This is a genomic window from Streptomyces sp. NPDC057565, assembly GCF_042801455.1.
GTDB lineage: Bacteria > Actinomycetota > Actinomycetes > Streptomycetales > Streptomycetaceae > Streptomyces > Streptomyces yanii.
Genome location: NZ_JBHVFU010000065.1, coordinates 17602 through 43319, shown reverse-complemented (window position 1 = coordinate 43319; position 25718 = coordinate 17602). Strand labels below are relative to the sequence as shown.

23 protein-coding genes and 6 pseudogenes are annotated in these 25718 nt (G+C 67.5%); 7 read left to right on the top strand and 22 right to left on the bottom strand.

The features are described 5' to 3' along the window. From ACFU8W_RS44740 to ACFU8W_RS44730, 3 genes and pseudogenes are all read right to left on the bottom strand, one after another. A pseudogene (locus ACFU8W_RS44740) lies at window positions 1-273 on the bottom strand (hypothetical protein); the annotation flags it as partial. Window positions 274-336: 63 nt separating this feature from the next. After that, window positions 337-552, bottom strand: a pseudogene (locus ACFU8W_RS44735) (transposase); the annotation flags it as partial. Window positions 553-603: 51 nt separating this feature from the next. Further along, window positions 604-981 carry a hypothetical protein gene (locus tag ACFU8W_RS44730; RefSeq protein WP_384050755.1) on the bottom strand — a complete coding sequence of 126 codons (378 nt, stop codon included), beginning with the start codon at window positions 979-981 and terminating at the stop codon, window positions 604-606. Here ACFU8W_RS44730 and ACFU8W_RS44725 point away from each other — a divergent pair. Next, a complete protein-coding gene (locus tag ACFU8W_RS44725; RefSeq protein WP_384050767.1) occupies window positions 980-1426 on the top strand; it encodes a phosphoadenosine phosphosulfate reductase family protein in 447 nt (148 codons plus the stop codon). The genes ACFU8W_RS44730 and ACFU8W_RS44725 overlap by 2 nt on opposite strands. Window positions 1427-1438: 12 nt before the next feature. Here ACFU8W_RS44725 and ACFU8W_RS44720 read toward each other — a convergent pair. The 3 genes and pseudogenes from ACFU8W_RS44720 to ACFU8W_RS44710 all read right to left on the bottom strand — a co-directional run. Then, window positions 1439-1684, bottom strand: a pseudogene (locus tag ACFU8W_RS44720) (integrase core domain-containing protein); the annotation flags it as partial. A 117-nt stretch (window positions 1685-1801) separates the two neighbouring features. Next, complete coding sequence (locus ACFU8W_RS44715) at window positions 1802-2560, bottom strand: IS6 family transposase (protein ID WP_384050752.1); 759 nt, start codon at window positions 2558-2560, stop codon at window positions 1802-1804. Window positions 2561-2604: 44 nt separating this feature from the next. Beyond that, window positions 2605-3342, bottom strand: coding sequence for a DUF1963 domain-containing protein (locus ACFU8W_RS44710; RefSeq protein WP_384050749.1), 738 nt, complete (start codon window positions 3340-3342; stop codon window positions 2605-2607). A 594-nt stretch (window positions 3343-3936) separates the two neighbouring features. Here ACFU8W_RS44710 and ACFU8W_RS44705 point away from each other — a divergent pair. Further along, a complete protein-coding gene (locus ACFU8W_RS44705) occupies window positions 3937-4608 on the top strand; it encodes a hypothetical protein (RefSeq protein ID WP_384050746.1) in 672 nt (223 codons plus the stop codon). Window positions 4609-4852: 244 nt separating this feature from the next. Next, window positions 4853-5323 (top strand): DUF5959 family protein, encoded by a 471-nt coding sequence (locus ACFU8W_RS44700; protein ID WP_384050743.1) that lies wholly within the window; start codon window positions 4853-4855, stop codon window positions 5321-5323. Window positions 5324-5594: 271 nt separating this feature from the next. Here the strand turns inward: ACFU8W_RS44700 and ACFU8W_RS44695 are convergent, their stop codons facing one another. The 5 genes from ACFU8W_RS44695 to ACFU8W_RS44675 all read right to left on the bottom strand — a co-directional run bounded on the left by ACFU8W_RS44695 (window position 5595) and on the right by ACFU8W_RS44675 (window position 8781). Beyond that, window positions 5595-6137, bottom strand: coding sequence for an SMI1/KNR4 family protein (locus tag ACFU8W_RS44695; protein WP_384050740.1), 543 nt, complete (start codon window positions 6135-6137; stop codon window positions 5595-5597). 358 nt (window positions 6138-6495) lie between these two features. After that, complete coding sequence (locus ACFU8W_RS44690) at window positions 6496-6990, bottom strand: hypothetical protein (protein ID WP_384050737.1); 495 nt, start codon at window positions 6988-6990, stop codon at window positions 6496-6498. Between the two features lie 133 nt (window positions 6991-7123). Next, entirely contained in the window at window positions 7124-8002 is an 879-nt protein-coding gene (locus ACFU8W_RS44685; protein WP_384050734.1) for a hypothetical protein, read from the bottom strand. A gap of 27 nt (window positions 8003-8029) precedes the next feature. After that, the gene (locus ACFU8W_RS44680; RefSeq protein WP_384050731.1) at window positions 8030-8431 is read right to left on the bottom strand and encodes a DUF6233 domain-containing protein; all 402 of its coding nucleotides are present in this window, start codon (window positions 8429-8431) and stop codon (window positions 8030-8032) included. 2 nt (window positions 8432-8433) lie between these two features. Continuing rightward, on the bottom strand, window positions 8434-8781 hold the full coding sequence (locus ACFU8W_RS44675; RefSeq protein ID WP_384050728.1) for a hypothetical protein: 348 nt from the start codon (window positions 8779-8781) through the stop codon (window positions 8434-8436). A gap of 560 nt (window positions 8782-9341) precedes the next feature. Here ACFU8W_RS44675 and ACFU8W_RS44670 point away from each other — a divergent pair. Together ACFU8W_RS44670 and mobF are read left to right on the top strand one after the other, a co-directional pair. After that, window positions 9342-9548 (top strand): annotated as a pseudogene (locus ACFU8W_RS44670) (hypothetical protein); the annotation flags it as partial. A gap of 7 nt (window positions 9549-9555) precedes the next feature. Next, the gene (gene mobF / locus ACFU8W_RS44665; protein WP_384050725.1) at window positions 9556-10200 is read left to right on the top strand and encodes a MobF family relaxase; all 645 of its coding nucleotides are present in this window, start codon (window positions 9556-9558) and stop codon (window positions 10198-10200) included. A gap of 701 nt (window positions 10201-10901) precedes the next feature. Here the strand turns inward: mobF and ACFU8W_RS44660 are convergent. Continuing rightward, on the bottom strand, window positions 10902-12218 hold the full coding sequence (locus tag ACFU8W_RS44660) for a serine/threonine-protein kinase (protein ID WP_384050722.1): 1317 nt from the start codon (window positions 12216-12218) through the stop codon (window positions 10902-10904). 989 nt (window positions 12219-13207) lie between these two features. Between ACFU8W_RS44660 and ACFU8W_RS44655 the strand changes: the two genes are divergently transcribed. Further along, window positions 13208-14161: an IS481 family transposase gene (locus ACFU8W_RS44655; protein WP_384050719.1), complete on the top strand. Its 954-nt coding sequence runs from the start codon at window positions 13208-13210 to the stop codon at window positions 14159-14161. Here ACFU8W_RS44655 and ACFU8W_RS44650 read toward each other — a convergent pair. The 8 genes and pseudogenes from ACFU8W_RS44650 to ACFU8W_RS44615 form a co-directional block, all read right to left on the bottom strand. After that, complete coding sequence (locus ACFU8W_RS44650) at window positions 14158-14916, bottom strand: hypothetical protein (protein WP_384050716.1); 759 nt, start codon at window positions 14914-14916, stop codon at window positions 14158-14160. The two genes, ACFU8W_RS44655 and ACFU8W_RS44650, sit on opposite strands and share 4 nt — an antisense overlap. After that, window positions 14913-15524: an RNA polymerase sigma factor gene (locus ACFU8W_RS44645; protein WP_384050713.1), complete on the bottom strand. Its 612-nt coding sequence runs from the start codon at window positions 15522-15524 to the stop codon at window positions 14913-14915. Before ACFU8W_RS44645 ends, ACFU8W_RS44650 begins: the two co-directional genes overlap by 4 nt. A 191-nt stretch (window positions 15525-15715) precedes the next feature. Continuing rightward, window positions 15716-15892, bottom strand: a pseudogene (locus tag ACFU8W_RS44640) (DUF742 domain-containing protein); the annotation flags it as partial. A gap of 816 nt (window positions 15893-16708) precedes the next feature. Further along, the gene (locus ACFU8W_RS44635) at window positions 16709-17065 is read right to left on the bottom strand and encodes a hypothetical protein (protein WP_384050710.1); all 357 of its coding nucleotides are present in this window, start codon (window positions 17063-17065) and stop codon (window positions 16709-16711) included. Between the two features lie 1514 nt (window positions 17066-18579). Then, window positions 18580-19161: a hypothetical protein gene (locus ACFU8W_RS44630; RefSeq protein ID WP_384050707.1), complete on the bottom strand. Its 582-nt coding sequence runs from the start codon at window positions 19159-19161 to the stop codon at window positions 18580-18582. 1257 nt (window positions 19162-20418) lie between these two features. Next, window positions 20419-20835, bottom strand: a complete 417-nt coding sequence (locus tag ACFU8W_RS44625) for a YeeE/YedE thiosulfate transporter family protein (RefSeq protein WP_266990003.1) — start codon at window positions 20833-20835, stop codon at window positions 20419-20421. Next, a complete protein-coding gene (locus ACFU8W_RS44620; protein WP_384050704.1) occupies window positions 20835-21491 on the bottom strand; it encodes a YeeE/YedE family protein in 657 nt (218 codons plus the stop codon). The genes ACFU8W_RS44625 and ACFU8W_RS44620 overlap by 1 nt, the downstream gene beginning before the upstream one ends. A 916-nt stretch (window positions 21492-22407) precedes the next feature. Further along, window positions 22408-23256 carry an IS5 family transposase gene (locus ACFU8W_RS44615; RefSeq protein ID WP_384050702.1) on the bottom strand — a complete coding sequence of 283 codons (849 nt, stop codon included), beginning with the start codon at window positions 23254-23256 and terminating at the stop codon, window positions 22408-22410. 354 nt (window positions 23257-23610) lie between these two features. On the opposite strand from ACFU8W_RS44615, the gene ACFU8W_RS44610 reads away from it, so the two are divergent. Further along, entirely contained in the window at window positions 23611-24177 is a 567-nt protein-coding gene (locus ACFU8W_RS44610; RefSeq protein WP_384050700.1) for an SMI1/KNR4 family protein, read from the top strand. A 108-nt stretch (window positions 24178-24285) separates the two neighbouring features. Here ACFU8W_RS44610 and ACFU8W_RS44605 read toward each other — a convergent pair. Together ACFU8W_RS44605 and ACFU8W_RS44600 are read right to left on the bottom strand one after the other, a co-directional pair. Further along, window positions 24286-24975: pseudogene (locus ACFU8W_RS44605) on the bottom strand (IS6 family transposase); the annotation flags it as partial. A 75-nt stretch (window positions 24976-25050) separates the two neighbouring features. After that, entirely contained in the window at window positions 25051-25518 is a 468-nt protein-coding gene (locus ACFU8W_RS44600) for a hypothetical protein (protein WP_384050697.1), read from the bottom strand. Between the last annotated feature and the right edge of the window lie 200 nt (window positions 25519-25718).

Here is a 25718-nt window from a genome sequence, read left to right as displayed (position 1 = left end):
CACGCTCACGCAGTTCGTCGGAGTATTTCCGGGGGGCAGCCATGACGGGGATCCTTCCGGGTCTTCGATGTCTCCATCAAACCCAGGGCGATTCAGGGGGTACTCACCGCGCGCGAGCCCAGCCAACAGGGGAAGCGAGGGAGCCTCGGTGTCGGCCATCAGGGCGTCCAGGCCCAACTGGACCAGATAAGCGTCCGAGGGGCGCTGCCAGGGTTCCATGTTCAAGTCTGCAGCGGCCATGCGGATCAGGCTGATCGCTACTACTGCGTCCACGTTGTCGCCCCCTCGTCATCCTTCCGTAGAGGGAAGTCCTATCACCGAGAGCCCGGCGGTTGATCAGGTGGCCAGCAATACGCGCTTGCGTAGCAGGCTGAAACCGGCTCGGCCGAACATCTGGCGCTTCAGCATCTTGATGCGGTTGACATGCCCTTCGACGACGCCAGAGTTCCATGGCAGCGTGAGGCCGGCGATGACGGCGTCGCGGTCGCGGTCGATGCCTGCGGCGAGGGTGTGGAGGCCGGGCAGGTCGTCTTGGCGGACCGCGTCGAGCCACATAGCCCAACACACTGGTGAGGGCGAGGTACAAAGAACTCAGCAGGCACCTCACCAGATGAGAACGCCCCCACCCATCCCCTCCGCGCGCCTGGCAGCATCCTCGATGTTCGCCAACCTCTCAGAGATCTGGCGCTTGAGTTCCTCGACCGTCCTCACAGCCGGACTGCCAGCAACGATCTCCTCAAGGTGCTCGCGGAGCAAGGCACACTCACGGCGGAACTCCGGCACCTGGCCGGCCGCGACCTGCAAGTCGGCGTCGGCCAGGACCGGAAAGAACGTGGCTCCCAGCGAACGAACCACCTCCGAGCCCCACACAGAGGTACGCCAACGCTCGAATCCAGCCAGATCAGAGCATCCCTCCGGAACCTCCAAGACCTGCCTCTTGCCGTCCGCGTCAACGACGAAAACACTCACCAACAGACTCATGGCCGAAGTGGATCACACCCGCCATGCGGCGGTCCATGTGATTCAGCACCCTGGGCCGGGGAGTCAGCGCCGACGACGTCACACCCGAACGGGTGAAGTGCAGAGAAGCACCTCGACGCTGAAGCGAGACAAGGCCAACGTGCTGCTCATCGCGATCGTCGCCGCCCTCGGCCTGGACCGCCAGGCGCTCGTCATCAACTGCCTCGGCATCCGGGCCGCCGAATCCCCCGCGCGCAGCAGGAAATTGCCGCTGTCCATCGACGCCCGGACCAGCAACGGCAAGCGGCTCGTACTGACCTGGCACCCGATCTTCGCTCTGTCCGACACCGAGATCTGGCAGGAGATCGCAGCCGAAGGTCTGGAGTATCACCCGGCCTACGACGCTGCGTATGCCGAGGCGGGCGATCTGCCCTGGATCGGTGATCGCCGCGGGCAAGGGGTGTAGCGGTCGGGCGTTCGCGATGCCCTGGTGCGGCCTGTGCTCGTTGTAGAAGGACTCGAACTCGCGCAGGGCGTGCAGGAGATGGCGCTGGTTCCAGATCAAGGTTCGGTCCAGGAGCTCGCGGCGGCAGGTCTGCACCCACCTGTCCATGACCGAATTCATCCCCGGCATCCGGACCCCGCTGAGCACGACCTCGATCCCCGCGTCCTTCACGATCGCGTCGAACAGCTCGGGGAACTTGCCGTCCCTGTCCCGGATCATGAAGCGCGCTCGGCAGCCCGCGTCCTCGAGGTCCATGATGGGCGTTGTCACGTTGTCGAGGGTGTTGGCGCTTGGCGGGGCGTCGGGGCGTGCTGGGGTCGGGTTCCGGTTCCGCGCTCAGGCCGTGGCGGGCCGGCCGGCGGTGCCGGTGATCTGCTCCCAGATCGCGAAGCGGACGGTCATTTCGGCGCGGTGGTCGGTGGCGGTCATCAGGTGGCGTCGGGGCCGGAAGTGGGGTGAGATGCCGCTGAACGCGGACAGGAACCGTTGGGCTCCGCCGACGCTGCGGAAGCCCTTCATGGCGCGTTCTCGTTGCCGGGTCGGCTGGTGGGAGTTCTCGGCCCGGTTGTTGAGGCCCTTATCGGAGCGGTGCTCGACGGAAGGCATCACCTCGCGGTGGGCGGCCCCGTAACCGCGGAGCTTGTCCGTGACCACCACCCGCGGCACCGAGCGGGTCTTCTTGAGGAGCTTGCGGAAGAAACGCCTGGCCGCGGCCTTGTCGCGTCTGTTCTGCACGAGGATGTCCAGCACGTTGCCGTCCTGGTCCACCGCGCGCCACAGGTACTTCAGCTCACCGTTGATCTTGATGAAGACCTCGTCCAGGTGCCATGTGGCGCCGGGACGGGGACGTCGGCGACGCAGCGCGTTGGCGTAGGCCTGACCGAACTTCAGGCACCACCGCCGGACGGTTTCGTAGGAGACGACCACGCCGCGCTCGAGCATCAGTTCCTCGACCTCCCGGAACGACAACGGGAACCGGTGATACAGCCACACGCAGTAGGAGATGACCTCGACCGGGTACCGGTGCCCCCGGTACGACGGCGACACGGACGACACGCGCAGTCCCCTCCCCGATACGACCTCCACGAAGATCATCCCACGCCGGTCAACCAACGTGACAACGCCCTTCTGAGGCCACGTCAGCCGACTGTGTCGTAGCAGGCCCGGGCCCGGGTGAAACGGCCAGCGGCCAGGTCGTCCCGGCGAATCACCCAGTGGACCCTGCCCAGAAGATCACCGTCGTCCGCCCCGATCTCCGCGAGCAGCACCCAGTCGCCCGGGCCGTGGTCGTAGTCCGTGACGGGATCGTTGTTCCAGACCCAGGGGTAGCCGCCTATCTGCACCGATCCGCCCGTCTGTACATCGTCGGAGGTTTCCCACCACACCTCGCCCATCTCCTCACCGTGCGGGAACTCCTCGGTGTAGTCGCCGCGGTTGGGCAGCGAGGGATCGATCACCAGATAGAGATCATGGGCCGAGTGGACCTGCGGCGGCCACTCATCGCCCGGACCGCGTTCGGAGACTGGCCTGCCAACCGGGACATAGACGAGCCGGGACCAGTCGCGTCGTGTCCACGGGGTAGATTCAGATGTGTCCGCGAAGAAGAGCAGCGTGCCATCCTTCGGCAACGGGAGGTCCGTCGCGCCCGGTGGGATGGCCGCGAGGTCGACCGAGGCGAGGAACGGCAAGTCCGGCACGGGCTCGTCCTCGGGCATCGGCGGCAGCCCGCCGAGCCGTCCGACCATCGGGCCGTCAGTCGGCTCCCCTGCGCCCAGCATCGCGCACGGACGGACGGTTGCATCGAGCCACCGCTCGACCTCGTCCTGGGGTATGCCCTGGTCGCGGGCTAGGTCGCGGAACGGATCCATCGATCTCATATTCACAGAATATCCAGGGGCGATCATTGTCCGCCTACCAGGCGGCCGCACCGATCAATCCGGGTGGTCTCCGTTGCCACCCAGGTTCGCAACCATGCGCCACGGACCTGGCCGGCAAGACAGTCACACGTCGGTGCACCGGAAGTGGACGAGGAAGGTGCGGAGCGACACAGCGGGACATCAGGGCCACTTGTCCTCGGCTGACTCGTCACCACCGAGATGTTCAAGAGGCCCTGCTGCTATGCACGGCCGAGCCTTGATCGCCCGAACGAGTCCCGCTTGGACGACAGTTCGAGCAAGCCCCCTGCCTTCCGGTTTGGGAATCGCTTCTAAGAACCGTGCCCCGCACTTCGTCGAGGTGCACGGGCTATGTGTCGTCAGGCATCCGACTCGGCCCCGGCAATCCCGGTGTCGGTGTCGGTCGAAGGGGTTGTACGGGCGGAGGGGCCAATTCCGTAACCGTCCAGCGCACGCTCGATCACACCGCCTCCCCCGTACGTCACCTGCTCCCCGTGGCAGGGAAGGATGAGCCCACCATCCACCCTGCGGCCTGGGGCGTTCTCCCTCCGGGCCTGGTACTCAGAGGATCCATCCTTGATTCACCACCGGACGGCGACCCTGATTCTGGCGCTCTCGGGACTGATGCTCTCGGCATGCGCCTCGGGCTCACCCGCGCGACCGAAAACCGGCCAGCAGGTGGTCCGCGACCGGCTGGCCGCAGCCGACGACACCCCCTACTCGGCCGCAATCAAAGCCGTCACGCAGTCCGGACCCAGACGACTGCAACTCATGGTCGGACGGATCAACCTCAACGCGCCCTTGACGGGGCGCACGACGGACAAGACCGAGCAGTACACCGAAGACGTCGTGATCACCCGGCAGAAGGTGTACCGGCGTGCAAGCGGCTCCCACGGTGTGTGGCAGGAGTTCCCTGCGTCGGCGGCCAAGGGCGGCATTCCCACGGACCGGCTTCCGCAGTACGTGCACCTCATACTCGGTCACAGCGGCTCCGTGCACCGGGGGAGCGAACCCGTCCGTGTGTCGGCCCGCCTCACCCCGAAGAACATCGAATCGGTCGACAGAACCGTCGGGCGCAATCTGCGCCCCGCCACCGCAATCGACGCCGACGTATGGATCGACAAGGAGGGCCGAATCGTACGCGTGCGCCAGGACATCCACTTCGCGTCCGACCCCGACATTCAAAACACGCTCACGCTCACCGATTTCAAGAGCCCCGTTTCGGTGAGCGCACCGGTCGCAAGGTGAGCATCATCCAGGTCGCGGCGGGGTATTACGGCAACACCGTAGGCGTCCGTACGCGCAGCCACGTGCGCGCTCGCTCGTCGCCGCCTCGACGTCCTGTGGGCACTCATCCGCGACCAACGCCAATGGACAGTACGGCCGCCTCAACCGGAACCAGCCGGCGCATGACAATCACGTCCCTGTCGGCGGGACGCGGAAGCCACACCCGTCGGGGTCATTCCCGAGCGCCTGCCGTAGGTTCCCGGCCATGGACACGAACAGACAGCCCGATGCGATTGAGCTGATCCGGCTGGCCGACCCCGGCCAGAGCGTCAGCGTTCGTCTGCGTTCGACCGAGCCCACCCTCGAAAGCCTGGGCGTTCGGTACTACGACGCGGAGGCTGTCGTCACGAGCGGCTTCGTGAACGGAACTGTCTACCTCGGGTTCGACTCCGAGGACCTCTCGGACTGGGGCCGGCTTCTGGACGCCATCGAGGAGGCCGACCTCAACGAGCCGTTTACGGCGGACTGGCCCCGGTCAGGCCGCACCGCCTACCTCCGATTCATTTCCGACGACCCCTACGTGGTCGAAGTCCGTGACAGCACCAGCACCCAGATCGTCGTCTCCGTGCCGTTCGACATGGGCGACGAGTGGATAGCCGAATCCAGGGAGCGTCTGGCGGCGGTCCGAGCCGCTCTTGGCGTTGGTGCAGAGGATTACCGTGGCGCACGTCCCTGACCGCGAGCTCGCCCTCCCGCACCACACTCCGCTGGGGACGCTCGCGGTCGCCGGGGCCTGGTGGCTCGTACGGCGGATGACGGCCATGCGGATCGTGACCTCCGTGCTCGCCGTCCTCGTCCTGCTGGCTGGTGGCGCCGCCCTGTACCGCGTTGGGCCAATGCTGGCTTTGTCCACGAGAACGAGCAGCAAAAGTTCACCACTTCGGGAGGCGCCTGGGCGTCGGCAGATTCGAATGGTCGGTGAGTGTCGACAGCGTCTGGCGTCGTGCTCAGGCCCACCAGTCGTTACCGGAGTGCCAGTGCCGCACCCACTCCTCAAAGCCCCATGCCTCGTCCGCGGGCACCGGGATCGCACCGACGTCCGCCACCATCCAGACCTCGCCGCGGCGGGATCCTGCAGTCAGCAGAATCCAGAACGACTGCCCGTCTTCAGAGCCGAGAACGACCGAACCTTGGGTGTACACGGTGTTGATGCGCGGGTCGTCGTCATCGACGGTGTCGTCGTCCTCCCATGGCCAGGCTGCTTCAAGAGGGAACGGTTCTCCTGGCGTGCGAGGGCCAAGGTCCGGCCAGCTCGCCGGCAGCCACCCGAGGGGCTGCAGGCCACCGTCCTCGGCGGGGCCTAGGCTTGAGCCGTTACTGACCTCTGTGACGAATGTTCTGTACGGCTCCGGAAGCGTCACCCGGTTCTCGGCCTCCCACGTGGCGACGCCTTCCTGGCCCAGCGGGGGTTCGCGCCACTCCGGCGCGAACGCGGAACGCAGGAAGTCGACTGTGGCGTCATCAGGACGCTGATCAGGTGTAGTACTCACGGGAACATGCTGGCAGAAGAGACCACCATCCGTTCTCGCGTCCCATCACTGCCCCAGGCAGCGTGCTGGCCTTCTCGTGAACATCGAACAGGCGGCGGCAGCAGTGCCTCCCGAAGTGGTGAACATTTGCTGCTCGTTCTCGTGGACAAAGCCAGTTCGGTGCATCCGCCGAACGGGACAGCGACCGCCCGTTGCTCGTAAGCCGTTGAGGAACAGGGCATCGAGCTTCCGTGCCGGTCGGTGACCATCAGACTCATGGTCTTGACGGCCTCTCGCTTGCGCTCGAAAGAGACACGTAATGGTGGGCTCGGGTATTGGAACTCTCGGAATGCCTCTGCCGGGGACACCGCAGGCGGGATCACAGGTAGTCGAAGAAGCGGATCCACCACGTCGGGGGGTGCTCGGGCGGGTAGTAGGAGACGAGGTCGCTGACCCCGTCGTATCTCGTCCAGAGCAGGTGCTCTGAGATGACGGTGTAGCCGAGGGCTTCGAGTTCTTCCCCGACGCGGAGTCGGTCGGTGGCGTGAAAGAGCTCACGCTCCTCTTCCTCGTTGTAGCTCCCGGGATTGCCCAAGGTCACGACGGCCAGGTTCCCGAAGTTGCTGATGGTCACCGTGATGTGTTCGGCGCTGTCAGCGGCGGTTGCCGGGATCACGACTGTCCCGTGGTGGCTGGCGTCCTGGACCTGGCGGTCGACGGTGCAGGTGCACTGGAACCGCGCGTCCAAACGGGCTGCGAGCTGCTCAAACCGGGCTCGGGTGGTGTCGTGGTCGTAGCCGCGGGGAAATTCCATGTGCTGCGGGTCATCGAGTTGTCGGAGCAGAGCCCAAGTGCTCTGGTCATCGAGGGGCATGTACGTCTTCTCCTTGGAGGTGGCGGGTGGCGCGTTGGCTGATCTCTGCTGCGTAGGCGGCCCAGTCTCCGGCGGCGGCTCGCTGCCGCGACCCGCGCGCTCCTCTGACCTCCCGCCTCGCGCCGGGACGGGGTCACCGCATCCGCACCACCGTGAGCGTTCCGTGGCGGCCCGATCCCTCCAGAATTTCCACCGTGAGGTCGGTCTGGATCCGGGTGTATGTCTCGCGTTCCGTCCGTCGCTCACCCATCACCTCTGCACCGCTCAGGGCGGCGGTACCGATGTGTGCGGCGAGGACTGGTTCCAGGCGGGCCGACAGCCTTACCTGGCTGTCCTCGTCGCCGACCACCAGGGCCAGGTGATGCGGGCGGTGCCTGGGCCCCGTGAACCCGACGACCAAACCGTCGACGGTGTCAGCGTGGCGGACCTTCAGCCACCCACGGCCCCCTGACGGGTACGCGGCCGCGCCCTGCTTGGCCACCACTCCTTCCAGGCCCTGCTCCTGGAGTGCCTCATACCAGTATTCTGCTACGTCTCTATCGTCGGTTGCCGGTACGGGCTGGATCGGCGGGCCGACCTCGGCGAGCAGTTCAAGGAGCAGGGCGCGCCGCGTCGTGTAGGGGAGAGGTCGGGTGTCGCCGATTGCCGGGTCGGGGTGCTGCACCAGATCCCAGCAGGCATACGAGGCCGGGTACCGGGCGGCCAGCGCACGGGCCCGGGTCACGGACGACGCGGCCCTCGACTGAGCCGCTCCGAAATCGAGCCGCCCATCCCGCCAGATCACCGCCTCCCCGTCCAGCACCGTGCCCGGCCGCAGCGCCATGCCGGCCAGGGCCAGGTCCATCCAGTACGGCGTGACGACCCGGCCCGACCGGGCGTACAGGGTGACCGTGTCCTCGGTCCGCACCATGATCATCCGATGCCCGTCGAATTTCGGCTCGTACCACCAGCCCAGCCCGTCCGGCAGTACCGGTACGGCACGGGCCAGCGCCACGCTGATCGGGAGTTCCACAACTTTCATGCTGCAACCAGGCACTGATCACAGCGCGCCGAGTGCGGTGTCCGGCCGGCACACCTCGCAGGCCTGAATTCCGTCGGCGAGGGCGGCGAGGGCCTGCTCCCGGCTGAGCGCCCGCAGCTGCTTCCCGGCGGCGAAACAGTCGCCGCGGTGGACCTCGGACCGCGGGGTGCCGACACCGACGTCGGTGATGCCCCAGTCCGGAAAGGGACGCGGGCGCCGTTTCTCGCTCTCTCGTTTCTCGGCCGGCGCCTTCCCCTGCTCGCTGTCGCGCTGCCGCTGCGGCGCCCGCCGCTCCTGGCCCTGCCGTTCTTGGGCTTCGAGCTGCTGGATCCGGCCCCGGGTCTGGCGCAGCTGCCAGTCCAGCCACTCCTGAAGAGCCCGGAGCTTGTCGAGGCGGGACATCGACGCGGGGTCGGACACGGCTACGCCGCCTCGGCCCCGGCAGTTTCGTGTGCGGGTTTGAGCGCCATCCGCGCCGCCACCACGCCGCTGTCCAGGGTCGCCCAGTACGGGTGCGTCGCCACTTGGGTGCTCAGCCGGAGCAGCTCCGCCTGGTACCGGGCCACCTCTGCGGTCTGCTCGGCGGAGTAGCCGGGGCTGTCGGCCTTGCCGGAGCGGAAGCTGGTGTACAGCTGCCTTTCGCTGTCCCAGCCGGGCATCGGTTCGGCCGACCACGGGAGCGTGGCGGCGTATTGCTCGTATGCGGCGCGGGTCTGGTGCAGTGCGAGCTGGGCGTCGCGCAGGTCCTCGGGGAAGTCGTACGTGGGCACACCAGAATGGTATGCGTGTTCGATTTTCGAATGCGAGAGGCGCGCTGCCCATTCCTTCGTCGGCTGCGGGCAAGCCTGCGAGGACCGGCTTGCCCGGCGTCTGTAAAGCTTGCCTGGTATCTGTAAAGAGAGTGTGGTGGCGTCGCTTCCGGCCCCTGACGTCACCGCCCACGGGGGTAGCGTCCGATCGTGGCGATTGCCCCGGAACCGGAATGGCCGGCCTTGCCTGAGATGTCTCCGCCGCATCCCGAGATCACCTCTATAGGGTGCGCTCAGTGCGGGACGCAGATCGCGGGTCTCGATGGCCGGTACGCGTGTGCGGGTTGCGGCTGGGTCAACGACTGGTCCGCGGGCTACAGTCCGCTCCCTGGGACCGGGCGCCCGGCGTGAACTCTTTCGGCAGCGGAGCTCTGCTGGTCTGGAGCCGATGTGGGAAGCATGGCTGCCGACTGCCCGTGACGCGGGATACCGGACCAACGGATCCGTGGTTTCGTCCCGCCCCGCGGGAGCCTCCGGTTTAGGCCGTTGACCAGCGCTTTTTCGGTGTTGCGCTGGGTTGCATGATGACGTTCAAGCAAGTCAGCAAGGGCTCCGCATACAAGTACTACGGGCGTGAGGTGGCGGTCGGTGACGGACGTCGGCCGCGGGGGAGGAGCCTGGAGCAGGCGCAGGAGGAGGCGGGTCTCCTGCCGGGTGTGTGGATGGGCCGGGCGCTGCCCGCGGTCGGCCTGGTGGCCGGGGTTCGGGTCACCGAGAGGCAGATGCGGAACCTGTTTGGCGAGGGCCTCCACCCGGAACGCGGACCGCATCGTTGCCGGCCGTCTCGCTGCCGGCGGCGGTCCCGCGGCGGCCGCCCGGGCGGCCCGGCTCGGATACCAGGTGCAGAAGTGGTCCGGGGCCGATCTCGTGTTTCGCCCGCCGGGCAGCGTCCAGGTCCTGTGGGCGCTGGGCACACAGCCGGTCCGCCGGCTCATCGAGGACCTGCAGACCCGCGTCACCGACGAGGTCCTGGCCACCGCCGAGACCGACCTGCTGTGGGTACGCGTCGGTGCCGACAGCACCGTGCAACGCGCCCGTGCCGGTGTGATCGCCGCCCGCTTCCGCCACTACGAGAACCGCGACGGCATACCGCTGCTCCACGATCACGTGGTGCTGTCGGTCAAGGTCCGCCGCCAGGACGACCGGTGGGGCACCCTGCACACCCGCCCGTTCCTCGAGTACGCCGTCGCCCCCTCAGAGCTCTACAACCAACGCCTCCTGGAAGAGATCTGCCGCGCGCTCGATCTGGCGACCGCGCCCCGCTACCCGACCGCCGGACAGCGGCCCGTGACGGAACTCGCGGGAATCCCCGAGCAGCTCATCGACTGGGCCGCCACCCGCAACAGAGCCCGCCCTTCAATCTGGCGGCGGCTCCGGTGATCGAAGCCAAGGAGCTCGGGGAACTGCTGGGAGCCCAGGTGGTGCGGATACCGAGAGCTGTGGTCCGTACCGCACTGGCTGCTGCCTGGCGGATACATGCCGTCCCGGCCTCTCCATATCTGTTCGACGCGGTGCTTTGACTGCCGGTCCTGGACTGCGCTCATTTGACGCTGGTTCTGACGAGATGTCAGGTGTGGCCGCTCGGCGCCCGGCGACCGCCAACTGCTCTGCCTCACAGCCGCGATCGCCGCCGCTACGTTCGCCGTCCGCTTTCAGTACCCCTGGACACCTGGATACTGGTCCTGGACTTCCTCCAGGTCGAACCGGCCCGGTTCCCGCAGTACGCCGCTTTCTTCACCCTCGGGCGTCCTCGCCGACCGTCACGGCTGGCTCGACTGCTTCGACGCCCGCACCGGCTGGCCGGCCGTGACTGACTGGCGGCTGGCCACGTTGTTCCGGAAGGCCCTCATTGGCGGCGACCGCCTGACGCGGGAGCTGTCGGCAGATTCGTAAACCGTCTACGTCGTCCATCGCCTGCTCGTGGTGACCCTGCAGTACTACCTGGCGGGGCGCGGCCTGTCCGCGGCCGCCGCATGGGGCATCGTCTCCGGCACCGCCGTATCGACGGCTTCGCTGCTCGCGGGGGCTGCGCAGGATGCCGGGGTGCTGGCGGGTGCTGTGATGCTTGCGCTGCCGGTCGCTCAGTCGTCCTCGTCCTTCTTGTGCTTCCCGTGCTTGTTTCCCCTCTGCTCTTGCTCGGTTTTCCGTTCCGGACGATCTGCGGTGCTGGTCGGCAGCGATGCGGTGGATGAAGGGTCGGACGGGAAGCCGGTCGGCTCCTGAGTCGTTGTGGGGTTCGTGGTGCCGGGCGTTTCGGTTTGCGGGGCCTCTGCCGAACTGCGGCCTGGCGAGAACCACAGGATCCCGGTGAGCATCGCGGCCAAGAAGGTCACCACCCCGGCGGCCACGCCCGCGACCTTCGGCCGGTGCGCCACGAGTCCGCGGATCCCCGGGCCGACCCGTCGCCGAGGGCCACCTGCTCGACGCGTGTGCCTGGCGGAGGAGGGCAAGGCGTAGGTGGTCGCGGGGCCGGCCTCAGGGGTGTGCGGCAGCCGTCTGGAGGGGGCGCCATGTCCTGGTGACAGCGTGGATGCGGTCTCCGTCGCAGGGGCAGGGGCAGGGGCAGGGGCGGGTAGCGGCTCGGGTCGGCCCTGCCAGGCGCCGGTGGCGAACCAGTCAGCGACCTGTTGCGCGGTGGGCCGGTCCTCGGGCTGCTTGGCGAGGAGAGCGAGGAGGTAGTTCTCGAAGGCGGCCGAAATTTCCGCGCCCAGCTGCCGGGGCGGCACGGGGGAGGCGTCCAGGTGCTGGTGGAGGATCGCGACAGCGGTGTCGGCCTGGAAGGGCGGGCGGCCGGTGAGGAGCTGGTAGAGCACACAGCCCAGGGCGTACACGTCGCAGGCCGGACCGGCGGGCCGGCCGAGGGCACGCTCGGGGGCAAGGTAGAGGCTCGTGCCGACGATCTGTCCCGTCGTGGTGAGGGCGGCGGCCGGATCGTCGACGAAACGGGCGATGCCGAAATCACCGATCTTGAGTGTGCCGTCGGCGTCCAGAAGGAGGTTGGCGGGCTTGATGTCGCGGTGCACGATGCATTGCTGGTGGGCGGCGGCGAGCCCGGCGGCTGCCTGCGCGGCGATCCGCGCCACCTGCTTGGCGGGCAACGGGCCGGCGGTGGTGAGGTGGCGGGCGAGGCTGTCGCCCTCGACCAGCTCCATTACCAGGAAGAGACGGTCCTCGTGCTCGCCGAAGTCGAAGACGCCCACCACATGGGGGTGGCTGAGTCTCCCCGCGGTCTGTGCCTCCAGGCGGAAGCGTGAGGCGGCCGTGGGGTCCGTGTCCTGGGGAAGCAGGAGTTTGACGGCCACCGGTCTGCCGAGGGTCTCGTCGAAGGCTCGCCAGACCTCTCCCATCGCGCCGCGTCCGATCGGATCGTGCAGCCGGTACCGGCCCGCTATCAGCACCTGTGTTTCATCCTCATGTCGTGAGACGTCTGGACGCCGCTGGCTGTCACTCACCACGTGGGCTCGGGTGACGGTAAGGGTTCCGCAACCGCCCCAGCCTACCGGCCGTGGCGAGAGGGACCTGGCGAGCCGCCGAGGGTGAGCACAGGCCGGCGAGGTTGCGGTGGGACGGAAGCTGAGGGTGGGCTTTCGGAGCCTGGCCTTGATGGAGGCGGGCTCTTGTCGAGTGGGTGGGCCGGGGCACACCTGGGACTACAGTGCGGCGTCGACGCCTATGGATGCAGGCCGTGGCCTCCAGATCGCTTCGGAGTTCTTCCTGCCTGCGCTGCGGGCGTCGGCCCTGCGCTTCGTGGCAAGGGCCGAGTGGCCCGGCTGGGCCGGGCCGTCATCATGTACCGCGCGTGCTGGTCATTGGCCCTCTGGGTGGCGACCGCCGGGCTGCGGTCCCGGGGTGGGGCTGCCGGCGGCTGCCGACCAGGGCGTCTGCGCTCTTGATCACTCTGGTCTGGCTGGTGTTGACCGTGCGGGTCATGCGGCTGGCCCCGTCCTGCCCGGCACCCGGTGGGGGCGGCGCGCCTGGGGGTGCGGGAGTTCGGGAGCCTAGTCGCCTGAAGCCGTGCCCGCCGGGAGGGCCATCGCCTTGCCGCCGCCCGAGGACCCGCACGGCGGCGCCGCGGCCGTGGGACCGCCGGTCCGTTCAGCCGGGCGTCACAAACCAGCTGGTGGGGGAAGAGCGGCAGGGCAGCTCGCCGCCTACTCGAAGCGGACCCTGCCCCGCGTGGGTGTGCGCCGATGCCACCGTGTCACTCCAACGACTGCCACGTCGCTGAACCGACGGCCGTACCTCGCGAGTCGGGTCGGACGCTGTCTAGGTGTTCTGTCCACGGAGGTTGGTGACAGGGTTCACGGCTGATTGATCTTGAAATGGGTGAGGGCCTTCTGGCCTGGTGTGGATTGCGACATCTGCACCGGCGACCAGAAAGGCCCTCGTGCCCCACCGTAATGCACCCCTGACCGAGACCGGACGGCTGCGTCTGGCCCGCTGCGTGGTCGAGGACGGCTGGCCCCTGCGCAGGGCCGCCGAACGCTTCCAGGTCTCCCCGACCACGGCCAAGCGGTGGGCCGACCGCTACCGCGAGCTGGGCGAGGCGGGCATGAGTGACCGATCCAGCCGCCCGCACCACAGCCCGCGCCGGACCCCGACCCGCACCGAGCGCAGGATCATCAAAGTCCGCGTGCTGCGCCGCTGGGGACCAGCCCGCATCGCCTACCTCCTGGGCCTGAACCCGGCAACCGTCCACCGGGTCCTGACCCGCTACCACCTGGCCCGCCTGACCCACCTGGACCGTGCCACCGGCCGCGTCATACGCCGCTACGAACGCGACCGGCCAGGCGAACTCGTCCACGTCGACATCAAAAAGCTCGGCAACATCCCCGACGGCGGCGGACACAAAACCCTCGGGCGCCAGGCGGGCCGCAAGACCCGCTCCGGCGCCGGCTACAGCTACCTCCACAACGCCGTCGACGACCACTCCCGCCTCGCTTACAGCGAGATCCTCGCCGACGAGAAGAAAGAGACCGCTGTCGCGTTCTGGCAGCGGGCCCACGCCTTCTTCACCCAGGCCGGGATCACCGTCGAACGCGTCCTGACCGACAACGGCTCCTGCTACAAGAGTCACCTGTGGCGCAACTCCCTCACCGCTCAGGGCATATCGCACAAGCGGACTCGCCCTTACCGGCCCCAGACCAACGGGAAGGTCGAGAGGTTCAACCGCACCCTCCTGGACGAATGGGCCTACGCGCGGCCCTACCGGACCGAGGCCGACAGACGTGCCGCCTACCCGGCCTGGCTGCACACCTACAATCACCACCGCGGACACACCGCGCTCAAGGGTCAACCACCCGCCAGCCGCGTCCCCAACCTCACGGGTCAGTACATCTAGGGCCGGCTGGAGGGGCCCTTCGGCGGCTTGGCTTTGGCGCTCGGCATGCCGTGGCCTTTCCCGGTCTTGTTCGCCTTCGTCGGCGACGAGGTGGCCGTGTCTGCTGAGCCCGTCAACTGGGCGCAGTAGGTCGCCACGTGCTGTTTGCCGCCTGCAGCACGGATGAGACGCTGCCATGCCGTGGCGCCCAGGGCGTGTCCACGGTTCTTGACCCTCTCGTAGGCACGGCAGTGCGCCTCGACGTCCTTCGTCGTTCCGGGGTGTCGGGAGGGGGTGGTCGGTGCCGTGCTGGGCCCGGAGGAAGGAGAGCTCTGTTCGCGGGGCGTGTGTGCCGGCGGAGTGCTGTGGCTGGTGCCGGTCTTGGGAGTGTCGTGCTGCCGCGTGTCCACCACGCCGATGGAGGCGAAGGCGATGCCGCCCAGCAGGGAGCTCGTCACGAGGGCGACCGCTCCGCCGCGCGCCCAGCGGTGCTTCTGGGGCCTCGGGCGCCAGTCGTCGCGGCGCCGGGTGCTCAGGGTCCGATCGCGTGCCTTGCGCGCGCTTTGGAATGCGGCGATGGCGGCCTGCTCCGCAGTGTCGTCCACGGGTTGCTGCCGCAGGGCCGCACTGATCCGTTCGGCCGTCCTTTCGGGGGTGGATGGGTCGTCAAGGTCGTTCGCGGGGCCGACGTCCTGAGGTGTTCCAGGGGGCGGGATGGCGTCGCGCCGACGGGCCTCGCCGCTCAACCGCTCATCCCCGTTTCGATCGGTGCTCATCTCGGTTCCCCCAGGGTCCGTGGCGCATGAGGTGTCAGATCGTCAGGGCGGAGCAGACGGGCAAGGCTCCTCAAACCGCGGCGGGCCAGCATCCGTACGACAGTGCGGGGCCTGCCCATCACTTGGGCGGCTGCACGTTCGTCCAGGCGTACGGCATGGCGCAGAAGGACCGCCTCGGCTTGGGCGCGGGGCAGCCGGGCGACCAGAGCCTGGGCCGTCTCGGCGGACAGCGTTGCTCCGGGCAGGGTGTGGGCGATGTTGTCCACGGTCGGCGGCGTCCAGGGGCTTCCCGGAGAACCGGGCGCTGCCCCGTGAAGCCGGAAGTGGCCCCGCGCATGCCGCCGGGCGATACTCGCCGTCCAACCGCGGAATCCGTGCCCGTCGCCGCGAAACCGTGGTAGCTCGCATGCGATCTCCCGCCAGGCAGCGGCGGCGATGTCCTCGGCGTCCTCGCCCGCGATCCCGCGCAGGTAGCTGAGCAGACCCGGTTGGACCAGCCGGTACAGCACGACGAAGGCGGCCTCGTCACCGTCCTGGGCCCGAACGACCGCCGTACTCAGCGCGGGATCATCGGCCGAAACGCGCTGAGCGTGCCCTCCTCGTCCCACGATCCGTCCCCCCACCGGCCAACCAACGCCCCCGGAGCGTACGACAGGTCGCATCGGCGTCCCAAATACTCGGTGGCCACTCCACATCACGGACACCGATCATGCGAGTGGAATGTTGTCCTTCGCTCTGCCCTGCTGCCGGCGACGCGTGCAGGGGCAGACCCATCACGGGGGGAAACGATCCTGTCCCTTGACTTGACCTCCCGGCACAGCTGGCAGATCCGCCGGTGCTCGGGCAACTGGCCGGTCAGTCGTCCGGGTTCTGCCGTGGTGTGCACCAACGCCTCGATGGCCAGGTCATACCGTGCCCGGGTCCGGCCGCGGGTCATGGCATAGGGGCGCACCAACGGGCTGTGGCCACCGCCCGCCCGTATCGCGTGGCCAGGCTGCCCCTGTTCCCGGGACTGTTCACGTCGCCCGTCCTGTCCTGGAGGTCAGGGTTTCGGTGGGGCTCCTGTTCACCGGCCCAGTCGTCGTGTCGCCGCGGCGGCATCAACGCGGCCCGGCTGCGTTCTTGGACAAGGAGGACGCGGAGTGGACCGGCGTGCTGGCGCAGTCTCCGGCCGGCCGTGGGCAGCGCCAAGCCGAGTCGGCAGAGGCTGTCTGTGCCCACTGTGGTTGCTGCGACGTCTTGTCATCGCATGCGGGGTTGTGCGGCGGATGGGGCTCACTGGAGGTCACTTTCTGTTTCTGATCTGGAGGGAGGGCCCTCCGGAGGGGCCCGACCGGTGATCCGGGCACGGATCAGGCGGTGAAGTCCTGCCGCTGTCTCGGTGGCTCCGACTGGACTGCTTCCGGCCCGATCAGTGCTGCCGCCTGGTGCAGCGCCTGTTGGGACGCGCGGTGGGCTTCTGCCAGAACGTCGCCGCATTCGCGTACCAGGCCCTCATAGATGGGCAGGTGATCGTCTCGGTCTGGGTTTCGTGTCACAGTGCCGGTCCTTCCGCTGCGGCTGGGCCACCTGACACAGCCCCAGGGCGGGGTTGCTGCGCGATCATCAGGGAGTCTCCGTGTCGGCGCGCTGCGGCCGGCACGAGGGGTCATGGGCGCTGCGACAGCGCCGAGTCATTGCTCCGCTGCCCGCGTACGACGGTGCGGGCTGCTGTCCGTACTCGGACGGATAAGAAGTTGCGAAGAGATAGTGAACGCCGCTGGTCCCTCGACCGGATGAGAGCCGAACTGGTTCATGCCTGGTTCAGCCGCGCAGCGATTCCATGGCCGATCAGCATATACATCACGGCCGGCAGGCCGTAATTGAGGATAATTCGCAGACCTTCTGTGTCCATCGTGAAAATGTCCTGTGACCACCAGGCCAGCAAGTCGGCCGCTCCGTGCACAAACGCGACGAAGATATTGGCCTGGTTGGCACCCAGTAGATACAGCAGGACCCACAGGGCAAGGCAGCCGGCGGCGATATCGGCGATCGTGCAGACAGCCAGAGCTACCCGCCGTGGGGCGCCTTGGCGGCGGACGGAGCGGGGTGAGCCGCCTTGGTGCTGGTCATAGGTCTGGTATCCGGGCACCGGGTCAGTACTGCTCACAAGAAATCCAATCTGGCGTATTGCGTTCGGCAGGGAGAGCGCCCTCTCGGAGGAACATGGGCCTTCTCGGGCGCACGGGTCGTTTGCCCGCTCCCTGTATGTCTGCGCCATGCCAGTGCCGTTGTGTTACACGTGCGCTGCGATATCCAGATTATGGGTACCTATTCCGGCACTTACTCAAATGTTTGTGCGCATGCTCACTTTTGCGGATGGTCAAGAAGGCTTCCGAACGTCACCGTCACCTGGCAACTGCTGCTATCGACAAGCACCTCACCCGAGATCCAGTACCTTCTGCCGGACGCGGCTGCTGGACCGCCATGCGGTGTGCTGGAGGCTGCTTGTTTCGGGGACGGTGAGCTTGCCGGAGGTTGAGGACCGGAGTCTGGCGATCAGCCTGGCTCCATCGATGGGAGCACGCTCAGCCTGCTCGGCGCGGCAAGCAGGCTCATGCTGACCACGGGCACGAGTGTTCAGATGACACGGGCGAGGCTCGAGCCGTACATCGCGGCCAGGCTGGGGTGATAGGTGTGTTGATGTACGGGGTCAGGCTGTAGGCCGTGGTTGTCCCCCCAAGCTTGTTGTGTGGAACAGTCATTGTGTGATCTGCGCCTGTGAATTATGTGGGCAGCATGCTGGCTTCGTGTAGATCATGTGACGGATCCAGCTACCCGTGGGTCACCCGTGACACTTCCGTCGTATCAACCGCTGAAGAGAGTGCCCCGAGTGGGGGCAGGCGCCTGCTCTTCGTGGGGGAGGTACGCGGGCGCCATCGTGCAGGGGCAGACCCGTTTCCCCCCCCCGTGACAGGTCTGCCCCTGCTCGCAAGAGCCCGGCCTGGGTGCCCGACCGACACGTGGCAGGGGCACCCAGGCCGTTCCCCGGACGGGCAGAAGGCCGTCCCGCATCGGAGAGTCGAAGGCCTGGCCAGTTTTAGGGAATGCTGGGAATGGGGCTGTCTGTGGCTGGGGGCGGGCCGAGGTTCTTCCCTCCCGAGCGCATGAGCTGGCCGTTCCAGCCGCGGTGGCCTGGTCACACCCGGTGTGCAGGGGCAGGGCGCGTCCTCCCGTGCCAGGCAGCCTGCCCCTGCTCTCCACATCGGCCGACACGCCAGTCCCCGGTCGAGCGGTAGGTGCGGCCCCGCCGCCCTGGGGGATGTACGCGCTGCGCACCGGGAGACGGGGCCGCAGACCTCGATACCCGGCCGAGGGGCATGGGAGCGAGGTGTGCAGAAACGTACAGCTGCTCTGTGTGGCTGTCGTTCCTCCCCAAGGACGAACCGCTGGCCACACGTTCGCCGGTAGTGATCATTTGCCAGTCGTTGGGTGACCGGATCGGTGGCGGTCTTGAAGGCGTCCGCCGGCGTCTGCCCCCTGATGAAGATCGTGGCCGCGCGGACGGCGTAATGGGCTGATCCTCGGGCAGGGGCGTGCGGTCGATGGGCACCGGCCGCCCAATGATCGGTGACCACTCCACGCAAGCATGCCCGTGGCCGCATGCCTGGAGGCGAAGCCGTGTCAGCCTCGGTCTGCGGTGCCGTCCTTTGAAGTCGCCCAAGCGGGTCGGGCGGGCGAGGTCGTCTGCCGCGGTCGCCGCCGTGGCAGGCCGGGGCGCGAGCCGGAAGCAGGGGCGGCGGCGCCCGGTCGCGGCGGACTGGGCGCGGGCACGGGCACGGGGGTGTGCTGCCCTGCGCTTTGCTCTGTGCCGGCGGTCGCCGAGCTGCGTCGTGGCGTGAAGTGGGCCACTTCGCTCGGGGGCATGCCGAGTAGACGCGCGGCGTCACCTTGGCTTACGTGCAGCTTGTCCACGAGCTCGTGAACAGCGGCGGCGATCGCCTGGTCCTCGGCGGCGACCGCGGCCGCCCGACGGTGCCGCGCTTCGGCTACCGGACCGAGCACGGGCTCGAGTTCGGGCACCACCATCTTCAGGACGATCAGGTCCGCGGGGGCCCCGACGGCTTCGGCGACGAGACCGCGCGCCAGGTCCTCCGCACCTTCAAGTGTGCGGCACTGGGTGTGGAGGTTGAGACGGGGAATGTCGATGGCCCACCACCGGCCGATGCGGCGCAGGAGGACTTGGAATTCGTCGCGGGGACTCATGGGCTCTGCCTCCTCTCCTTCCCGTCGCCTGGGACTATTGCCCACAGACTGGCACACGGCCCGCGAACTTCGAAAATCGTTCGACTGGGAACGGACCGGGTGCAGGCGTGGTCAGCTGAGGCACAGTCCGAGTAGACAGACGTCCGTCGGCGACGTCGGCACCCGTGCAGGGCGAGTCTGGGACGGACCCGCGTCCGTGCCGTTAGTGGGCGCGGGCGTCGACGGCTGTTGCGCCGTTGTATCGGAGCGGTCGGGAGCCGTATCTCCGGCGGAGGGGGCGGTGCTGTGCGGCTGCAAGGTCGGCGTCGCGGCCGGGCGGCCAGGCACGGCGGCCTCCGGCCGGTCGATCGGCGGCGTCGTACGCGGCGAGACCACGAGCGCCTGCTCTCGCGGGGCATTAGTCCTCGCCGACGGCTGCGGCTGGGACGCGGCGTGTGACGACCGGTGAGTACCCTGACTGGTCGCTGGCGCGGACGCCGAACGATTCTGCTCGGGCGTCTGCTCCTCCACGGCACCGATGCTCGGGTCGTCCGGTGCCACGGCCGCCTCGACCCGGTCGGCGGAGGATCCGTCCATCATGGCGATGGTCAGGCCGCCTCCGACGAGTGCGACAGCGCTGGCGACCGCCGCCCGGCGCTTGTTCTTCTTCCAGCGGACCAGCTGGCGCCGACGTGCCGCACGCCCCTGCCGCACAGGCGGCAAGTCCTCCACATCGGGGGCAACATGCGGAGCCACGCTCGTGGAATCGCTGGACTCCGCCTCGCCGTCGAGGAGCATGTCATGCCACGTGTCGGCGGTCGCAGTGTCCCGGTAAGCCGTTGTGGCCGGTGCGGTGCTCGCCATCGCCGGGGCCGACTCGCTGCAGCCGCCGTTGGCAGGCGGGGCGATGTCCGGAGCGTAGGCGCCGCACCCGGGGCACACCAGGGCGCCATTGAGATGCCGACGGCATGAGGAGCAGTAATCCATCCGCAGTCTTCCGGTCTTCCTGGTTCGACGCGCCGTCGGCCCACCTGGGCCACAGCCTGGTCACGTTCGCACATGTAATCGAGCAACCAGTAACGCTAACAAGGCTTTCGAAACACTGTGTGCAGCATGTGTGATGCTCCTGCGCGGATTCCTTATGTGGTGACGGGATAGGTGGACGTAACCTCGCCAAGTCCACCTACGGCGGCGACCCGTGCTACTCCGGCTAACCAGCCGCAGAGGCTCCGGCCGAGGGCCGCTTCCTCGGCGGGACGTATGGCGGGGCGCCCTTGGTCACAGACCGCAGGAGCCGCGGTCGAGGTGGAAGTACCGGGCGTTGGCCCAGCGACACAGCCGGATACCGACGATGACGCCGACGATGGTGACCAGGGCAGGCAGGTATCCGCTGGCGACCTGGATGATCGGGATTGCAGGGCACCCACCCGAGATCGCCCAGCCCGTACCGAACAGCACCGCGCCGGGGATCACGCCGGCGTGGATGCGCCCTGGGGTGCGGCGGACCCGCAGCAGAGCGAATGCGCACACGATGATCACCACGGCGCCGGCGAAGGAGAGGAGCATGCGCAGGTCCTGGAAGGTGAACATGCGGTTCAGCTCGGCGTAGTCGCCGAAGCCGATGTTGGTGACGGTATAACCGAGGGCCAGTCCGGTGATGATGCTGGCCAGCAGAATCGCGCCCCGGGTACGCATCAGATCACCTTCCACAGGAGGAACGACACCACGATGGCGGTGCCGAAGAAGACGGCGGTCGCGACGATGCTGACCGGGCGTAGACGGCCGCAGCCGCTGAGTCCGTGGCCGGAGCTGCACCCACCGGCCAGCCGAGTGCCAAAGCCGACCAGCACGCCTCCCACGAACAGCAGGGCGATCATGGTGGTCGGATTGGCGGTGACCAGGCTCCGGAAACCCGGGCCCATGTCGTAGCGGAGGTGGAACCGCCCGGAGGTGACCGCGGCAATCAATCCGCCGAGGAAGATCGATATCAGCAGGGCAGCCTGGGTGACCAACGGGGCCGGGCCCGGGCCTGTGGTCGAGGTGTTCTCACTCACCGTCGGTTCGACGTCCGTTTCGAGCAGCTGTGACTCCCCGTACGGAACCGGCGGAACGGTAGACGCGCCAGGGCCGGTGCCGAATTGCTCCGCTGTAGCTGCGGCGAGAGCGTCAACAAGAGCACGATCGTCGGTGAACTCCTCGTCCATCCGCTCGAGGCGGCGTTCGCGTCGCCAGTGCAACACGCGATCCCACGCGGACGACACCCCAAAAGAACGATCGGTGATGAGGGTGTAGTTGATCGTGACCAGAGCGAGCCCGGCAGCGCCGGCCCACCAGGGCCAGTAGCTACTCATGCGGGGCCTCCCATCCATTCGGAGAATCGAGCCCACCAGCCGCGCTTCGAGCTGGGCGCTTGCCGCGCGTGTCGAGAGGGGCGGGTATGAGGCTGGGGAATCTGTGGGGGCGGTGACGGTTGGTCATGCGTGACTGGTATCGGCGGAGATGCCGCCCCCCACTGAGTCACGCTCTCCGGAGCCGCAATCCCAGGTTCAGACGGCTCAGGTGGCCAGGCCGGCGCTGGCTGCGACCAAGACGCGCTCTCCGGTGACGTCGGATTGTGCCGTGGCGGCGGGGCCTGCCGGGATACCTGCCCTGGGTCGACAGCGCCGGACCGGCCCGTGTTGACCGCGTCTTCGAGATGTCGTGCGCTAGCCCCGTTGGGCAGCAGGCTGATCGGCACGCGCTCGCCGGTGAGTGACATCTGGTAGCGCGCACAGCCGAGCCACTGATCCTCGCTGTCGCAGTAGTAGTCGCGCCAACCTTGCAAGCTCGCCCTAAGCAGCGGGAACAGGGGGCATCCTACGGCGTGCGAGCAACCCACGTTGCTCCCTCCTGATCGGCGCACACCACCCACTCGGAGAGGGCGGTTGCCGTTCTCGATTTCATGCCCTTGCCGCGCCAGGTCGACGATCTCAGAGCGACGCGGTGACGGCCTGTCACAGCTACGGAGCTGTGTCTCCATTTCTTCGACCGGGCGTGATGCAACCACCGTTTCGGTGTCCCAGGCAACCTCAGGGGGATTCTGACCGTGACCGCTTGACATCACTGAGTGAGATATGCCTCGTGATGTTTATGCGTCTTTGTCTCTTGTATCTGAATATTTACGGTCGGCGGTGAGGCCGCTTGGGGCGTGATTGGACTTCGGGGCCGACCCTCGTGCTGGCGGTGAGTCAGTTGTTCTGAGGTTCTGAGAGGGTGTTCGATACCGTTTCATGCTGCCGCAGGCGGTTTCGGGCGGAGGTATTGTCCGATTTGACTCGGGCTCGCGGTCAGCCTGCTGACCATGGAGTTGACCATGGCCCAATGGATCATCGAACGGGACCGCTCCGGCAGCGCCTCGTAATCGCGGTGCAGACGCCGGTAGCGGCTCATGATCCCGAAAGTCTGCTCCACGCGCCAGCGGACCTTCTGGACCACAAAACCCTTCTGCTCCGCAGCACGCGAGACGACCTCCACCTCGATGCCCAGACCGGCGGCATGCGTGATCATCTTGGACTTGCACCCGGCATCCACCCACGCCTTCGTCACCGTGGGCAACTTGGCGGCCAGGGCATCGGCGACGAGTTTGCCGCCGTTGGTGTCCTGTACGCCGGCGGCCGTGATGATGAGAACCAGCAGCAACCCGAGCGTGTCAGTGGCGATATGCCGCTTGCGGCCCTTGATCCTCTTGCCACCGTCGTACCCTTGCGTGCTCTCCGGCGCATTCGGTGATGCCTTCACCGTCTGGGCGTCGATCACCGCGGCGGTCGGCAGGATCCGGCGCCCCTTCTTCCTCCGTAACTGCTCACGCATAGTGTCGTGAATCTCCTCGGTGGTACCGTCCGCTTCCCACGCCTGGAAGTAGCCGTAGACCGTGGTGTGCGGCGGGAAGTCATGGGGCAGATACCGCCAGGCCACCCCCGTCCGGGCAACGTAGAGGACCGCGTTGACCACCTCGCGCAGGTCGGTGGTGGGCTCCCGCCCCTCGGCCCGGGCAGCCCGCCACGCCAGCAACAGCGGCTCGATGAGCTCCCATTGATCGTCCTTGAGGTCCGAAGGGTAGGCACGTCGCTCAGTCACAGAATGATCGAAACCGATGACCCAGGTGTCGCGCTACGAGATCATGGAAACAGTCCGTCTCGCCGCAGCGCGGATCGGACGGACGGATAGGGGGGGTCCCCTATCGAACGCCCTCTCAGACAGAAGGTACGTAAGTCAGCGCGGTCGGGACGCCACCGTTGATGCCGTCGGACAGGTGCAGCAGCCCCCAGCGCAGGCCCGCCCCGTCCATCGTCACCCGCCACGAGCATCCCGATACTGTCCTGGCAAGAGACCTGGTGCCTCCCCAATTCATCTGGAGCGGTGACCTCATAGGGTGGCCATCCGGACGTTGCATGCAGTGCGCTGGGGCACTTAGGACATCAGGAGTGGGCCATGGACGCGATCGAGTCGGTAACGGCACTCTCTCGCCTCGTGCCGACTACGCATGGCCGGGACGAGGAGATCGACTGGAGCGAGGTGGAGGCGGCCTGGCCCTCCCGCTTCCCCTCCGACTATGCCCTCTTCATGCAGACCTACGGCGCGGGAACGTTCAGCGAAAGCGTCGTCGTCTTGCTGCCCACGCTGGGTGTCGATGGGTACCCGGGTGGGTCAGGCCTGGAGGACGAGACGGAAAACGCGCGCTACACGTGGGAGATGGAACGCGATTTTGCCGACTTCGATCTGGACCCCTCATCCATCGTGGCATGGGGCGTGACGTCGGGCGCCGATATCTACTGCTGGGTGACCACGGACGACAATCCAGACAGGTGGCCTGTCCTGGTGTGCGGGAGGCACACCAACCCGACCTTTCAGTTGCACCCCTTCGGGATGGTGGAGTTCCTCCACAGGCTTCTCGGCGATGCCTCGTTCCAGGAGCAGACGATCAGCGTAGTCCTGCCGGAAGAGGCGTCCTTCGTCAACTGGCGAGAGAAACAAAGGATCCGGTCGCCCCGCCCCTGACGCGGCCCCGCGGGCGTTGTCACGTTGTTGGGTGCGTGGGTGTCTGACGGTGTGTCGGGGCGTGGTGGTGCCGGGTGCCGGCCTGGGTTCAGGCCGCGGTGGGTCGGCCAGTGGCGCCGTGATCTGATCCCAGATTGCGAAGCGGACGGTCATCTCGAGGCGGTGGTCGGGGGCGGTCATCAGGTGGCGGCGGGGCCGGAAGTGGGGTGATATGCCACTGAACGCGGACAGGAACCGCTGCGCTCCACCGACGGAACGAAAGCCTTTCATCGCCCGTTCGCGTTGCCTGGTGGGCTGGTGGCTGTTCTCGGCCCGGTTGTTCAGGCCCTTGTGCGAACGGTGCTCGGCCGACGGCATCGCCTCGCGGTGGGCAGCGCCGTAGGAGCGGAGCTTGTCGGTGACGATCACCCGCGGCACCGCCCGGGTCTTCGTCATCAGACGGCGTAAGAAGCGCCTGGCCGCGGCCTTGTCCCGCCGGCTCTGGACGAGAATGTCCAGGACGTTGCCGTCCTGGTCCACAGCCCGCCACAGGTACTTCAGCTCGCCGTTGATCTTGATGAAGACCTCGTCCAGGTGCCACTTGTCGCCGGGACGGGGACGCCGGCGACGCAGCGCGTTGGCGTAGGCCTGACCGAACTTCAGGCACCACCGCCGGACGGTCTCGTGGGAGACGACCACGCCGCGCTCGAGCATCAGCTCCTCGACCTCCCGGAAGGACAGCGGGAACCGGAAGTACAGCCACACGCAGTACGAGATCACCTCGACCGGGTACCGATGGTCCTTGTACGACGGCGACATGCCCTCCACGGACGATCCCCTCCACCAGCAATCAACCCGAAGATCATCTCACCCTGCCAGTCAACATGACAGCGCCTACAGGAAGGGTGGAACCCAGATGCGCATGCCGAGTTGCCGATAGGCGTCTGCGTTATCGCGGATCGTCCACCAGTTCCGGCGGGTGAGTTGCAGAGAGGTCGACTGGCCGGGGTGGCGCTTGCCCAGGGCCGAGCAGATCTCTGTCAGGTCGGGCGGGAAGGCCAGGACGCCCGTCACGACGAACGCTTCGTAGACGACGAGCGCGTACCAGCCGACGCCGGGGATGCTCCGCACAGTGTGCTCGTTCGGCCAGTCGGAGAGAGGGTTGGCGAGGTACTTGACCTGTACGTACTCGCCGTCGGCCGATATCAGGTCGTATTTCGCCTGCACTCGGGATTCGGCGAGTCGGCCTTGCCACAGGGCCGCGACCAGGTGCTCGGCGAACTCGGCGAGGGGGTCCCGGTTCGACTGGCCGAGTCCCAAGGTCCCCAGCAGGGTTTGCCGCGCCAACCGGTAGGAGTCCAAGGCGCCCAACAGTTCGGATAGGACAGGACCACTCGGCGCGGGCCGAAGAACGCTATCGCTCACGCAGCCACTATTTCGCACCAGGCCGCAGGCCCGCCAGTGGCACTGTGACACCGGAAGAGTCTGGCCGTTGCCCGCTGCGGCGGCAGTCGGCCTGGCCGCGCTCGGCGACGCGGTGTTGGGTCACCAGCCGTGTACGG

Excerpts from the sequence above, each read along its gene's own strand:
- ACFU8W_RS44725 (WP_384050767.1), top strand. The coding sequence starts at position 980 with ATGGCCGAAGTGGATCACACCCGCCATGCGGCGGTCCATGTGATTCAG.
- ACFU8W_RS44730 (WP_384050755.1), bottom strand. The coding sequence starts at position 981 with ATGAGTCTGTTGGTGAGTGTTTTCGTCGTTGACGCGGACGGCAAGAGG.
- ACFU8W_RS44715 (WP_384050752.1), bottom strand. The coding sequence starts at position 2,560 with ATGATCTTCGTGGAGGTCGTATCGGGGAGGGGACTGCGCGTGTCGTCC.
- ACFU8W_RS44710 (WP_384050749.1), bottom strand. The coding sequence starts at position 3,342 with ATGAGATCGATGGATCCGTTCCGCGACCTAGCCCGCGACCAGGGCATA.
- ACFU8W_RS44700 (WP_384050743.1), top strand. The coding sequence starts at position 4,853 with ATGGACACGAACAGACAGCCCGATGCGATTGAGCTGATCCGGCTGGCC.
- ACFU8W_RS44690 (WP_384050737.1), bottom strand. The coding sequence starts at position 6,990 with ATGCCCCTCGATGACCAGAGCACTTGGGCTCTGCTCCGACAACTCGAT.
- ACFU8W_RS44650 (WP_384050716.1), bottom strand. The coding sequence starts at position 14,916 with ATGAGCACCGATCGAAACGGGGATGAGCGGTTGAGCGGCGAGGCCCGT.
- ACFU8W_RS44630 (WP_384050707.1), bottom strand. The coding sequence starts at position 19,161 with ATGAGTCCCCGCGACGAATTCCAAGTCCTCCTGCGCCGCATCGGCCGG.
- ACFU8W_RS44625 (WP_266990003.1), bottom strand. The coding sequence starts at position 20,835 with ATGCGTACCCGGGGCGCGATTCTGCTGGCCAGCATCATCACCGGACTG.
- ACFU8W_RS44620 (WP_384050704.1), bottom strand. The coding sequence starts at position 21,491 with ATGAGTAGCTACTGGCCCTGGTGGGCCGGCGCTGCCGGGCTCGCTCTG.
- ACFU8W_RS44610 (WP_384050700.1), top strand. The coding sequence starts at position 23,611 with ATGGACGCGATCGAGTCGGTAACGGCACTCTCTCGCCTCGTGCCGACT.